Source organism: Streptococcus lutetiensis (genome assembly GCF_900475675.1).
GTDB lineage: Bacteria > Bacillota > Bacilli > Lactobacillales > Streptococcaceae > Streptococcus > Streptococcus lutetiensis.
Genome location: NZ_LS483403.1, coordinates 118,926 through 132,347, shown reverse-complemented (window position 1 = coordinate 132,347; position 13,422 = coordinate 118,926). Strand labels below are relative to the sequence as shown.

The following is a 13,422-nucleotide window of genomic DNA, read 5'->3' as shown; positions in this document are numbered from 1 at the left end:
AAAAGTAACCTATTTTTGACAATATCCAATTTTTAGTTTGCTAAATATCAGATACACTGACAACTAGTATAATAAATCCTAATATAGGCAATACTTTTTTTAACATCTTTTTCCTCAAATATTATCAACTATATAGTACGTTCCAACTACTGGATTATAAGTGTAATAGTACAACGGATAGACATAACGACTCAACACATATATTCTCGTGCCTCTATATAAAAGGGTACCCGTAGGAGTTCCTCCTAATGTTCTAGTTGCCTCATTATAATCCCCAACGCGTCTATCATCATTAAATGTCTGCCATGCTAAATAAGCACCTGTGCCATCTACCGATTTAAATCCTAGACCGGAAAAACGCCATCCAGTACCACTAAAAGCCGCTGAACGATAGACTTATCCACTTCGCAAAATTTTAGCCGTAGCAGATGGTGCAGCCGCCCTAGTCAACGGAACTTCTGGAATCACACTAACAGAAGTGACAAATTCTTTAGTTTGATACTCATCTTTTAGCTGATCCACTGTAGCTACATAGCCCTGATTTTGTGTAACCTCTTCATTAGAAAAGACATATCCTTGATTAACACTAAAAATAATCTCACCGTCAGGCAATGCCACTACAGTCTGATTATCACTTAACCCTTCAAACTCTGTATTTATTTGCTCCTGCGTTAAAGTATAAGAAACATCACTCTCCAAAGCAAAAGCCGAATTAGTTCCGAATAATAAAAACAATACATTAAAAGAAAAAACTATTATAAATAATATCTTTTTCATAACAAATCACACTTTCATAAGTTTCGTCAAGGTAAATGATTTAAGTTTAATTAAAGTAGTTAAAAAATATTGTTTCCGTTATTTTCCCTTTCTATGCAACGACTTTAAATTAAGTAATAGTCAAATAATATTTCTGCTTTCAATATAAATACTTCTTCCTATGCTTATTGTGCAACTTCTATTTTTAAACGTCAATGTTTTTTAAGAATATTTTAACTTTAATGCAACATGAAACTAATCTGCAAATACCAATTACCAATTCAAAATCTGTCACTAAAAAAATCTATTTAATATACAGTAAAATGCACTAGTAAAAAACTAATGCACTTTATTCTATACCTAATTGATTAAAAATATGTTGCTTGGTTAATTTTTGGTCAGTTTCTCTACTACAATTATAAAAAATAGCTCAAAACGCTTTTAAATCAAGAATTTATATTTCTACGTTAACATAACCACATTATAACAGTTTTTTTGAAAAACGTCAGATGAAAAGGGATTTCATTTTGATTACAACGTTTTCATCTCTTTTGTGGTAAAATAAAAGTATCAATAAAAACGCTCACAACTTATCTGGTTGTCACAATTGTCCACAATACTTGCACATGTATTAGAAAGGATTTTACCATGAACAAAGGATTTGAAGCATTCAAAAAAACATTGTCACACGATAGTTTAAAAGCCGTTTACGACGAAACAAAAATCGAAGTTTCAGAAAGTGAAGCTGAAGGCACTGAAGCTTACTCAATGGCTGTCGCAACCCAAATGGCTGTTAACCTTTTGGAAAAATACCATGATTGGCTACACGAAAACGAAGCTAAGGACAAGTAAATCTAGGCGCACCATAAGGTGCGTTTTTTTTTGCGCACTCATGCTATAATAGAGCTATGACTTTAACATATACGCTTAAAAATCCTTACCCAGATAGCACAGTTAAGGAACTATTAGAAGAGCATTTACTAATTCCACGAAAAATTCGCCATTTTTTACGCACCAAAAAGCACCTGCTGATTAACGGGGAAAATATCAACTGGCAGAGCTTGGTCAAAACAGGCGACACTATCCAACTGACTTTTGATGACGACGATTACCCACAAAAAACGATTCCATTTGGTGATAGCAAGTTAGTTGATTGTCTTTATCAAGATGAGCATCTCATCATTGTCAATAAACCTGAAGGCATGAAAACCCATGGCAACGAGCAAAATGAAATCGCTCTGCTAAACCATGTCTCTGCCTACGTTGGAAAGACTTGCTACGTCATTCACCGCTTAGATATGGAAACAAGCGGCGCTGTTATGTTTGCTAAGAACCCTTTTGTTCTGCCAATTCTCAATCGCCTGCTCGAAAACAAAGACATTTCACGTGAATATTGGGCACTAGGTCAAGGAAAATTTGAACCTAAACACCAAGTCTTTCAAGATAAAATTGGACGTGACCGTCATGACCGCAGAAAACGTGTCGTTGACCGCAAAAATGGTCAAACTGCCCTAACCATCGTTGACCGCCTCAAAGTTTTTCCTAAAGGAACTTTGGTCAAATGTCGTTTAAAAACGGGACGCACGCACCAAATCCGCGTCCATCTGTCAACACACGGTCATGCCATCATCGGTGACCCATTATACAGCAAAATTCCTGCTAAACGTCTCATGCTCCACGCGCATAAACTCAGCTTCACACACCCATTTACTCTTGAGAAAATCAGTGTTGAAGCCAAATCAAAAACATTTGAAGCAGGATTACATTAAGAGGTTGGTGACTTTTATCACCAACCTCTTTATTTATGCAATTATAATAAGCAAAACGCAGTTAAGTGGACTCTAATGCGTTGATAAATCAACCTTTACATCCCTACTCCTTTTTCTTATTTTTTGCTCAAAGTGCTGCCAAGCATTGGCTTTCTGTAATCAAAATCAGCATCTTTATTTGCTTGCCATACAACTAAAGTTAATTTATTGCCATCTACTTTAATACCAAAGGTATACTTGATACCAACGCCGCCAAGACCACTAACTGTAAAGACACTTGTATCAGCATCATCTCCATAAAGATAATGATAGACATTATTTCCTTTGTCTTCAATACCCGTAACCTTGGTTTGTTTCTTATTATTTTTAGTCGTTTGAGTGATTGTCCCATCAGCTTCAAAGGTAAATGACGTATCACTCTTATCATCGACTTTCCATGTGCCAAGCATGGCTTCTGGGAAGAGCGACTCTCCTTTGACTTGATTGTCTTCATTTATCACTGTGATGCTCTTTTGACCTGAATTAGCAACGACATAAGTCGCGCCAGCTTTCTTCAAGGTTACTTTACCTTCTAAGGTTTGGATGACTTCACCTGATGTTTGCTTTTCAGTATCTGTCGATTTATCGTAGTGGAAATCATAAGTTGCTGTAAATCCTGCCACATAAGTTTCCCTGCCGACTTGAGATAGACTGGTCAAAGTGATATTTGGCACTGTTAGACTTGTCGCCTTGCGGCTGTCAGTCTGCATCTTAGCCTTGATACTTTCTTTCAAACCTTTGTAAAAGTCATTATTGCCACCATCTTCAAAAACCGTAGATAGCGTTGATGAGTCTTGCCCGGCATTCAAATACAAAATCATTTGGTCAAAAGCTGATACCAAGACTTTGCCAGTGGTTTCACTGTCCAAAAGATTATCGACATTCAAAGCAACTGTGCCCCCCTCAGCGATACTTGCTAGAGCTTGTTTTTGTGATTTCAAATCACCATCTGAGAATTTCTTCTTCACGTAAGCTTTAGCTGAATCTGTCAACGGGTAATCACTAACCTCGTACTCACCATTTTCCAAAGTGCCTACGCGTGTGTTATCAAAATAAAGCTCACCATCAACTAAGTTACTTGTGACTTTAAAGTTTTTAAAAGTCACCGATAAATCAAGAACCTTATCCTTGCCATCGTAATCTTTACTTAACTCGATTGGTTTGCCATTATATTTTCCAGAAATACTTGCCGTGTAATCAGCGATTGGCAAGCGTTCAAGCTTGATGCTGTAATCAGTTGAATCACTAAGCGCAACTTTCTTTTTATTGAGCAAAATGTCGACCTTATCAACATTCGTCTTAATGGTCAAATCTAAAGGTTTCAAAGCGATACGATAATTTGGGAAAATCAAAAATTTACGACCGATTTTTTTAACGTAAGCATCATCAGAAGCATCAGCGTTTATTAAATCTCTACTTAACTTGTCAGCTTCTGATGTTGATAACTTGGTAAGTGTCGCATACTTAGCTTCATCAGTTGTAACCTTTTCATTGTTATCAGCCCAAACGATATAACCTTTGATATTGTCAAAAGTATCCCCAGATTTTTGGTAGGCTGCTACATAATCTCGAATGACTTGTTTTTTAGAGTAGTGAAAACTTCTCCAAACCACAAAGACCAAGAGTAGCACTCCCACAATCACACTAGGAATCCAGACTTTTTTACGTTTTAGCGTGTGTTTAAACTTTTTCATCTTTAGTCTCCCTATTCCATCAAATCTTAAGTCATTATTATACCAAAAACTTTTTAAGCTACCATTACAGAAAAATCACACCATATAACACCTAAAAAGGTGGCTTAAAAGGCCACCTTTTACTTTTCAGAAATCATCTTTGTTATCAACAATAACAAGATAAATAGCAACTAAAACCGCACCTGCAACACCTAACCAAAACATCATAAGCCTACTCCCTTCATACAGTAAGCATATCTAAAACTAAACCAACATTTTCTAATCTTAGTATACTACAGACAAAGGTTTTTTACGATTATTTTATAACTTTACCCAAGAAAAAAGCAAACCTTACCAAATCAAAAAGGTTTGCTTTCTCCTAAGTTTTTTAGTGTGGCTGTCAGTCTTTTCAGAAAGTTATACAGTCAAGCTGCACCAACATATTTTCAGCTGCCCCCAACTGAAAATACGATGTCAAAAGTAAATCAGTTTACAAGAATGCCTAGCTGAGTTATTAGTCGCTTTTTTGGTGTGAACAATCACCTGGCTAAAACACTCTCAATAAACCTATCTCATGTCATACCTCTCGGAAATGTACTAATTTTTGTAATTGAACGCATAATACTACTAATACTACAGACAGTGTCGCTCAATAAGAAAAAAAGATATGACTTATACACCTCAATCCAAAGATTCAGATGCCATGATTAGCATATTGCTAACTCTCCTGGATAAAAACCCATCCCTTTAGAGCAATACTTCCCATCACACATGACTCCCAAAAATCAAAAGCTCCCAAACAATTGATTTATTCACATGTAAAAATATCTTGCCTAACCAAGACTAATATTGCTCTGTAAGTACTTCTTCAAATACTTACGAGTATAATATACCATGGAAAAAAGCAATTATTAGAAATTCGCAAATATGAAAATTCACTTTTTGTTTTTTCATATATGATAATATCGAGAATTCCCTGTTTTTTACGATATAATAAGGACATAGGGAGTCATTATATACCTAAGAAAATTTTTTTATTGATAGCACTTCTTATTCTGACCTTTTTAATCCAAAGTCTGTTCACTCTAATAAAAAACGGAAAGTTTAATCCTTCAATTTTTATTATTTATATCATTTAATAAATTGTTCCAAATGTTCCTCCAAGAGTTTAGCCATTGTAGGATTTCCTAATTTTTCAACCATCTCAATACACTCTCTCATTGGTTGAACATCATCAGTCTCACCTTTCAAATAAACCAAGGTATCTTTTAAAAAGGTTAAAAATACTACGGTAAACATGTCTTGATAATTAATCATGCTTTCCAGCTTAGTCATAAAATAAGTCGTGTAGTAAAGTTGATTACGCTCGATAAAAGCCAAGATAATATTAATAAAGGTCAACTGCGCAGCTTTTTTATGTTGAGGAAGTGACAGATAAAATTCATTGCGTTCAGCAAGCGCCCTTCCTAAGAAAATCAAATCAGCATCAGATAAAATCGACATGGTATTCCCAAAAAGATAATGTTCATACTCTGTCCATTGTTCGATTCTGTAGAGATATTACGTCAAAAATTGCTTATCATCTTCTTTAATCTCATAACTTGGATCAAGGGCATAAATAGCACTGACAATATCAATCCGTGTCAAACGATTATAGGTATCAAATTTTCATCAGCTTCATAATTCTTCAACACCTCTTTAAGTCCTTCAATATCACCAGCCACTTGTAAATTAGCCAACTGGTTTCCAAGTTTAAAATAAGAACTTTCTTGATAATGATTCAGGGCGTGCCCAAATTCTGAAAAGCTCATGTGAATCGCTGAAATCGCCACTAAAAGTTTATCTGCTGTAAGCATGCTCTGCCCATTTTCAAACTTTGATAGCTGCGAAACTGACAACTTCTGACCAGCAACACCTTTTAACTTTAAGCCCCGTGCCATACGTAATTCACGATATAACTCACCTAAGCTCATCATTTCTTTTTCATCCACGATAACACACCCCGCTTTCTTAAAAATTACTTTTTTTAATTATATCAAATTCCTTTTAGATACATAAATCACATAATCAACAAAAAGAACACCCGCTTGGGGTGTTCTTTCTAATTAATCTATTCGTATTTTGGATTAGAATCCACCCATCATTGATGGATCCATGCCAGGAGCTGCTGGTGTGCTTGCAGCAGGTTCTGGATGGTTAGCCACAACGGCTTCTGTTGTAAGGATAAGGCTTGCTACTGAAGCAGCATTTTGAAGCGCTGAACGTGTTACTTTAACTGGGTCAATAATACCAGCTTCAACCATGTTCACCCATTCACCGTTAGCAGCGTTGAACCCCGTACCAACTTCTGAGTTTTTCAAACGTTCAATGATAACTGAACCTTCGTAACCAGCGTTGAAGGCAATTTGACGAACTGGTTCTTCAAGAGCGCGAAGAACGATGTTACGACCTGTAGCTTCATCACCGTCAAGTTCAATTTCAGCAACTTTAGAAATAACGTTAACAAGGGCAGTACCACCACCAGCAACGATACCTTCTTCAACAGCGGCACGTGTTGCGTTAAGGGCATCTTCAATACGCAATTTCATTTCTTTAAGAGCTGTTTCTGTAGCAGCACCAACTTTGATGACTGCAACACCACCAGCTAATTTAGCCAAGCGTTCTTGAAGTTTTTCACGGTCAAATTCTGATGTTGTTGAAACAAGTTGTGATTTAATCACATTGACACGGTTAGCGATAGCATCAGCATCACCAGCACCTTCAACGAGAACTGTGCTGTCTTTATCAACAGTTACTTTAGCGGCTTGACCAAGAGCTGCCATGTTAGCATCTTTCAACTCAAGACCAAGATCTTCTGTAATCACTGTAGCACCAGTCAAAATAGCGATATCTTCAAGCATTGCTTTACGACGGTCACCAAATCCTGGAGCTTTAACAGCTACAACGTTGAAAGTACCACGGATTTTGTTAAGGACAAGTGTTGGAAGAGCTTCACCATCAACGTCGTCTGCAATAATAAGAAGTGGACGACTTGTTTTGAGCACTTCTTCAAGAAGTGGTAAGATATCTTGAATGTTTGAGATTTTCTTATCTGTAATCAAGATGTATGGATTTTCAAGGTCAGCAACCATTTTTTCGTTGTCAGTAACCATGTATTGTGAAAGGTATCCACGGTCAAATTGCATACCTTCTACTACATCAAGTTCTGTTTCCATACCACGTGATTCTTCGATTGTGATAACACCATCATTACCAACTTTTTCCATAGCTTCTGAAATGTATTCACCAACTTTTTCAGAACGTGATGAAACGGCTGCGACTTGGGCAATAGCTTCTTTGTTAGCAACTGGTCGAGCGATTGATTTCAATTCGTCAACGGCCACTTTAACAGCTGCTTCGATACCACGACGGATACCGATTGGGTTAGCTCCAGCAGTCACGTTTTTAAGACCTTCACGAACAATTGCTTGTGTCAATACTGTGGCAGTTGTTGTACCGTCACCAGCGATGTCATTAGTTTTAGAAGCAACTTCTGAAACCAATTTTGCACCCATGTTTTCAAAGTGGTCTTCTAGTTCGATTTCTTTGGCAATTGTCACACCATCATTAGTGATAAGTGGTGAACCAAATGATTTTTCAAGAACAACATTACGACCTTTAGGGCCTAAGGTTACTTTAACAGTGTCTGCTAAAATATCAACCCCACGCATCATGCTTGCGCGTGCATCTGATGAAAATTTAATATCTTTTGCCATATCTATTCCCCTATTTGATTTCTATTATGTATTCCAAATAAAACTAAGTAGCTAAAAGCTATCTAGGTTGAAGACAAGACCTTTTTCTGATACTTTCTTTAGGTGGTGCGGTCGGCAGCGACTTCCTACGGAATTCCATACCTGAGTTTTGAGCCGAGAGTCTCAAAACTTCCGGGTGGCTGATTTATTACTATTTCAGCCACTTTCATCACAGCAGAAAGTATCGTTTTATTGCTTGCTTCACTCGCAAATAATCCTAAAATTCAACTGCAACAAATAATTAATTTTAGTTTATCTACATTCTAACTAAGTAACTAAAGGCTACTATTTTGTTAATTTATCTTATGCTACTACAGCTAAAATTTCTGCTTCATGAACGATAGTAACTGCATCGTCACCATCTTTCACTTCGACACCTGCACCAGTTTCAATAATCACTTTATCTCCAGCTGCAACACTTGGTGTGACCAATTCACCTGTCAATGTACGGGCACCAGTACCAACAGCTACAACAGTTGCCGTTTGTGTGCTTTCTTTGCCTGCGCCAGCAAGGACAAAACCACCAACTGTTTGTTCTTTTTCTTCTTCAACTTTCAAGACCACACGGTCACCTAATGGTTTCAACATGCTTTTGCCTCCAATATTTTTATTGTTGTTAGCACTCATTGCATAAGAGTGCTAGTGTTTACAAAAACTATTCTAACACTTGGTCAAAAATAGTCAAGAAAAAAACACTAAAAAAGACAACTTAGACCCTAAGTCATCTAAGTTGTCTTTTTTCTTATTATCCTAATACCAAAGCATCATCATTTAGGACTTGACCACTGTTTTTGCGGAAGAGGTTCATAAGCTGTGCGACGGTGAGATTTTTCTTTTCTTCGCCACGAACGTCCACGACGATTTTCCCGTGATAAAGCATGACGAGACGATTACCATACTCGATAGCATGTTCCATGTTGTGCGTAATCATCAAGGTTGTGAGTTTCTCTTCTTCAACGACTTTCTTAGTCAGCTGCATGACCATGTCACTTGTTTTGGGATCAAGGGCCGCAGTATGTTCATCAAGAAGAAGAATTTTGGGGCGCACCAAGGTTGCCATGGCAAGCGTTAGTGCTTGACGTTGCCCTCCTGATAAGAAAGACGCATCTATTTTCATACGATTTTCCAGTCCTAAACCAAGTTCTGTCAATGTTTCTTTGAACAATTCACGTTCTTGTTCAGTGACAGATTTTTTGAAGAAGCTGCGCTTTTTACCACGACGGTAAGCAATCGCCATATTTTCTTCAATTGTTAAATTGGTTGCTGTTCCCATTCGTGGGTCTTGAAAGACTCGACTAATGTCTTTTGAACGTGCGGCAACTGAAGTTTTACGAATAGACTGGCCATCTAGGACAATATCACCCTCATCAATGTCAACGACGCCTGCAATGGAATTCATAAGTGTTGATTTCCCAGCACCATTTCCCCCGATAACTGAGATAAAATCCCCTTGTTCGATATCCAAGTCAAGGCCACGCAAGACATGATTTTCATTAACGGTTCCTTTTTCAAAAGTTTTATGGATATTTGATAAGCTTAAAAGTGCCATTAGTCGTTACCTCCTGGAGTCAATGTTTTTGAGGGTTTAATGTGTAGTTTATTGCGAATTTCTGGAACATAAAGAATCAAAGCAAGAAGAACTGCTGAGGCCAATTTAAGCATTTGGGCATCCACATTCATGGCTAAGATAATAACAAGTACCAAGCGGTATAGAATTGATCCAAGAACAATTGACCAGAGGCGTTTACCAAGTGGCAAGTATTTGACAATCACTTCAGCCAAAATAATTGAAGCCAAGCCATTAACGATTGTTCCTGTTCCCATATTCATATCAGCGTAGCCGTTATTTTGCGCTAAGAGTGAACCAGCAAGAGCAATCAAACCATTTGAAACCATGTAACCTAGAATCTTCATACGGTCAACTTTAATCCCGTTAGCTTCACCCATAGCAAGGTTATCACCTGTCGCACGAAGAGCAAGTCCCATTTGTGTGTTCAACAAGACCACAAGTAATAGAATGACCAAAGCTACAAAGATAACACCAATCAAAATCACGGCGTAAAGTTTTGAAAGGCTGAGAGCTGACGTCATCACTGTTACAAGAGTTTCTTGACCAACTAGTGACACATTGGCACTACCCAAAACCAAAAGGTTAACAGAATAAAGAGCTGTTAACACGATAATCCCTGTTAAGAGCGCTGGAATTTTCATCTTGGTGTGCAAGAAGCCAGCAACAGCACCAGCTAACATACCAGCCACAAAACCACCAATTGTCGCAGGCAATGGATTAATACCATTAACAATCATGATAGCTGTTGAAGCTGCACCAAGTGGGAATGATCCTTCAGCAGAAAGGTCAGCAATATCCAAAATGCGGAAAGTAATAAACACACCGATAGCCATGATAGCCCACAAGAGACCTTGTGAAATAGCTGTTAAAATGATATCAATCCAAGCATTTGAAGCTTTTTTAGCTGACTTATTTGATGTTTTTGTCGGATTTGCTTTAGCAGTGCTACTTGCCTGCGTACTTGCCTTTTCACTATCATCAGTCGATGCTTTAGTTGCTTCATTTTCAATGCTACTTAAGTCAATGCCAAGCGTTTTTGCCATACCATCATTAGCAACAACATTGAGAGTTTTAGGATATTCTGCAGCAACCTTGCTTACGTCTTCACCTTTGATAATACGAACTGCTAATTTAGCTGTTTGACGACCAAGCGCCTCGTAATTGGCACCGTAAGTGAAAAGGACGCCTTGATCAACTACGTCTGCAGAGCCACCAACAACTGGAACTTTCATTTCTTTTGATAGTTCAGTAAGTAGTGAAATGGCACTGACAATCATATTATCTGTTGGGATGAAAAGAACTTGTGTTTGACTCATTAAGCTTTTAGCAGTGTCTTGAACATCATTAGTTGATGAAATCCCTTTGGTAATGACATTAATGCCTGCTTTAGCAAATTCTTTTTGTGCTTCTTCAACTTGAACTTCTGAATTACGTTCATTAGTTGTGTACATAATCCCAACTTTTTTCACATCAGGCATAACTTTTTGCAGCAATTCAACCTGTTTTGAGATAGGAGACATATCGCTCGTTCCAGTCGCAATGCCGTTAGGAGTTTCCATAGTATCTACTAATTTAGCTGACACAGGATCGGTAACGGCTGTAAAGACCACGGGAACATCTGATGATAGATTTGACAAAGTTTGCGCGGCTGGCGTCGCAATACCAAGCACCAAGTCATTATTTGAAAGCAGGTTTGTGGAAATGGTTTGAAGATTAGACTGGTCACCTTGAGCATTTTCATAATCTAGCTTAAGATTCTTACCTTCGACATAACCTTCTTTTTTCAATTCATCCACAAAACCTTTGCGCGCAGCAGTCAATGATGGATGCTCCACATATTGGAGAATGCCAAGATGGACAACATCTTTGCTTGCATTTTTGCTTGACGAACACCCAGCTAAGGTGAGTGCGGCTAACATGACAGCCATTAAAGCCGTTAAACCTTTTTTCATAATTTACCTTCCTCTACTTTTTACTTACTTGCCTAAAGCACGTGCTAGACAAGGTAACCTAATATCACCATTAGGGATTTCCCCTAAATCAATCACAACAAAAACCAGCTAGTTCAAAAAACTAACTGGTTTTTATGCATATGCAAAAAAAGTAGAAACACTTAAAAGCCAGTTAGATTTTTAAGTATCTAATCGGCTTTTCAAAACAGGCAAAATGCTTTAGCTTCATAGATACAAACGCAGGTGACGTTTGCATCCATGATGGCTACAAACGTCTATCTAAAGAAACTAAAGTAATAGTATCGATTCAGTTTTTCAGTCGTTATAGACATTAAATTAAGCATACTTTTTCTCCTGTTAAGATTTACAAATCAATGAGTGCTAGGTATTGACTTGCATCAATTGTTTTTGATTGTAAACTATTCTAGCCTTATTTTGATGTTTTGTCAATATATTTTTAAAATTCAGAAAAATAATAATAATAAAAAAGTTCCTAGCATGGAGATTATCTGCTAGAAACTTTTTCATGTTGAGTGTTTGAGTAAGTATTGTAATTTTTTTGTATTGCTATTTTAGAATAGTTTTTTAAAAGATTGAGTTTCGTTTCAAAATCATCAATAACCTTGGCAACATTCTTTTTGCCATGGTATATGCCGTAACCAAATAACAGCATTTCTATACTTCCAGAAATCATTAAGACAAAACCGAGAATTAGCAAAGTGATGTGTTTGTTAAAGAAATAAATGAGTAAAAATCCTAAACTCGTTACTGCTAGAAATAAGGTCATCCAACGACCTAAATTTTCAAGCATGTGTTTTTGATAAGCTATTTCAGTTTCATAACATCTGATTAATTCTGATTTTGTCATAATAATTACCTTCAATATCTGCTGGATTAGTAAGACAGACCAGGGTTGAAGAAGCCAACAAGAACACCGACAAAGGCAACGACTACTAAAAGAAGCATTACTTTGATTGGTGAGATGTTTTTCTGGTTCTGTTGCAAAGTCTGAAACTCAAAAACACTATCTCTGACCAACCGTCAATTTAAGCAGGTATTCCCATTAATATTTTGATTTCAGTAGAAACTGAAAAGCCGAAGAGTGTTCCATTTCTTCGGTTCTTTTTGTATATTCCTCGAAGGGTCTCCATGCCCTTAATCGTGGTTGAGGCAGTACGTAGACTTCGATAAAATTTATTCCGTCGTTTAATTGGTCGATGGTCTTGTTCTATTAAATTGTTAAGATATTTCACGGTTCGATGCTCTGTTTTGGTGTATAACCCGTTTCTTTGTAACTTTTTAAAGGCAGATCCAATAGAGGGAGCTTTATCTGTTACGATGACTCTAGGATGTCCAAATTGTTTATGGAGTCGTTTTAAAAAAGCATAAGCGGCTTGTGTATCTCGTTTCTTTCGTAACCAGACATCTAAGGTTAAACCGTCCGCATCAATCGCTCGATAGAGATAATGCCAACGCCCCTTAATTTTGATATAGGTTTCATCCATTTTCCACGAATAGAAGGACTGTCTATTTTTCTTTTTCCAAATTTGATAGAGTAGTTTGCCATATTCTTGCACCCAACGATAAATCGTCGTATGAGAAACGTTAATGCCACGATCATATAAGATTTCTTGAACTTCACGATAGCTAAGGTTATAACGAAGATAGTAGCCCACGGCTACAATAATCACATCCTGCTGAAATTGCTTTCCTTTAAAATGATTCATCGTCATTCCTCCTGCTATCTTTTTCTATTATTCTACCTTATTTGATAGTAGATTTAAAACTTTGCAAACGAACCCTATATTCGTTACAATGGTTATGGGAAGTTTTTCAAAAGGTTAAGAAAAGCTTACGGGGGTTTTTGAA

At 37.1% G+C, this 13,422-nt stretch carries 9 protein-coding genes and 3 pseudogenes; 2 read left to right on the top strand and 10 right to left on the bottom strand.

What is annotated here, in order from left to right; translation table 11 throughout:
* Positions 1–396: 396 nt before the first annotated feature.
* On the bottom strand, positions 397–777 hold the full coding sequence (locus DQN23_RS00870; protein WP_111712568.1) for a hypothetical protein: 381 nt from the start codon (positions 775–777) through the stop codon (positions 397–399).
* Between the two features lie 627 nt (positions 778–1,404).
* Here DQN23_RS00870 and DQN23_RS00865 point away from each other — a divergent pair.
* Entirely contained in the window at positions 1,405–1,608 is a 204-nt protein-coding gene (locus tag DQN23_RS00865) for a hypothetical protein (RefSeq protein ID WP_020916015.1), read from the top strand.
* Positions 1,609–1,664: 56 nt separating this feature from the next.
* The gene (locus tag DQN23_RS00860) at positions 1,665–2,525 is read left to right on the top strand and encodes an RluA family pseudouridine synthase (protein WP_111712567.1); all 861 of its coding nucleotides are present in this window, start codon (positions 1,665–1,667) and stop codon (positions 2,523–2,525) included.
* A 116-nt stretch (positions 2,526–2,641) separates the two neighbouring features.
* Here DQN23_RS00860 and DQN23_RS00855 read toward each other — a convergent pair whose 3' ends face one another.
* The 9 genes and pseudogenes from DQN23_RS00855 to DQN23_RS00815 form a co-directional block, all read right to left on the bottom strand.
* The gene (locus DQN23_RS00855) at positions 2,642–4,258 is read right to left on the bottom strand and encodes a zinc ribbon domain-containing protein (RefSeq protein WP_111712566.1); all 1,617 of its coding nucleotides are present in this window, start codon (positions 4,256–4,258) and stop codon (positions 2,642–2,644) included.
* A gap of 1,110 nt (positions 4,259–5,368) precedes the next feature.
* Positions 5,369–6,213 (bottom strand): annotated as a pseudogene (locus DQN23_RS00850) (Rgg family transcriptional regulator).
* 150 nt (positions 6,214–6,363) lie between these two features.
* A complete protein-coding gene (gene groL, locus DQN23_RS00845; protein ID WP_111712565.1) occupies positions 6,364–7,992 on the bottom strand; it encodes a chaperonin GroEL in 1,629 nt (542 codons plus the stop codon).
* A gap of 342 nt (positions 7,993–8,334) precedes the next feature.
* Positions 8,335–8,619 (bottom strand): co-chaperone GroES, encoded by a 285-nt coding sequence (groES, locus tag DQN23_RS00840; protein WP_111712564.1) that lies wholly within the window; start codon positions 8,617–8,619, stop codon positions 8,335–8,337.
* A gap of 157 nt (positions 8,620–8,776) precedes the next feature.
* Entirely contained in the window at positions 8,777–9,580 is an 804-nt protein-coding gene (locus DQN23_RS00835) for an ABC transporter ATP-binding protein (RefSeq protein WP_111712563.1), read from the bottom strand.
* Positions 9,580–11,553 (bottom strand): ABC transporter substrate binding protein, encoded by a 1,974-nt coding sequence (locus tag DQN23_RS00830; RefSeq protein WP_111712562.1) that lies wholly within the window; start codon positions 11,551–11,553, stop codon positions 9,580–9,582. The genes DQN23_RS00835 and DQN23_RS00830 overlap by 1 nt, the downstream gene beginning before the upstream one ends.
* A gap of 583 nt (positions 11,554–12,136) precedes the next feature.
* Positions 12,137–12,421: pseudogene (locus tag DQN23_RS00825) on the bottom strand (PTS fructose transporter subunit IA); the annotation flags it as partial.
* 26 nt (positions 12,422–12,447) lie between these two features.
* Positions 12,448–12,546, bottom strand: a pseudogene (locus tag DQN23_RS00820) (PTS system mannose/fructose/sorbose family transporter subunit IID); the annotation flags it as partial.
* Positions 12,547–12,599: 53 nt separating this feature from the next.
* Entirely contained in the window at positions 12,600–13,280 is a 681-nt protein-coding gene (locus DQN23_RS00815) for an IS6 family transposase (protein WP_043894889.1), read from the bottom strand.
* Between the last annotated feature and the right edge of the window lie 142 nt (positions 13,281–13,422).

What these genes read in the sequence shown, in the direction of transcription:
- DQN23_RS00860 (WP_111712567.1), top strand. Translation starts at nt 1,665, where the DNA reads ATGACTTTAACATATACGCTTAAAAATCCTTACCCAGATAGCACAGTT.
- DQN23_RS00870 (WP_111712568.1), bottom strand. Translation starts at nt 777, where the DNA reads ATGAAAAAGATATTATTTATAATAGTTTTTTCTTTTAATGTATTGTTT.
- DQN23_RS00855 (WP_111712566.1), bottom strand. Translation starts at nt 4,258, where the DNA reads ATGAAAAAGTTTAAACACACGCTAAAACGTAAAAAAGTCTGGATTCCT.
- groL (WP_111712565.1), bottom strand. Translation starts at nt 7,992, where the DNA reads ATGGCAAAAGATATTAAATTTTCATCAGATGCACGCGCAAGCATGATG.
- DQN23_RS00815 (WP_043894889.1), bottom strand. Translation starts at nt 13,280, where the DNA reads ATGAATCATTTTAAAGGAAAGCAATTTCAGCAGGATGTGATTATTGTA.
- DQN23_RS00835 (WP_111712563.1), bottom strand. Translation starts at nt 9,580, where the DNA reads ATGGCACTTTTAAGCTTATCAAATATCCATAAAACTTTTGAAAAAGGA.
- DQN23_RS00865 (WP_020916015.1), top strand. Translation starts at nt 1,405, where the DNA reads ATGAACAAAGGATTTGAAGCATTCAAAAAAACATTGTCACACGATAGT.
- DQN23_RS00830 (WP_111712562.1), bottom strand. Translation starts at nt 11,553, where the DNA reads ATGAAAAAAGGTTTAACGGCTTTAATGGCTGTCATGTTAGCCGCACTC.
- groES (WP_111712564.1), bottom strand. Translation starts at nt 8,619, where the DNA reads ATGTTGAAACCATTAGGTGACCGTGTGGTCTTGAAAGTTGAAGAAGAA.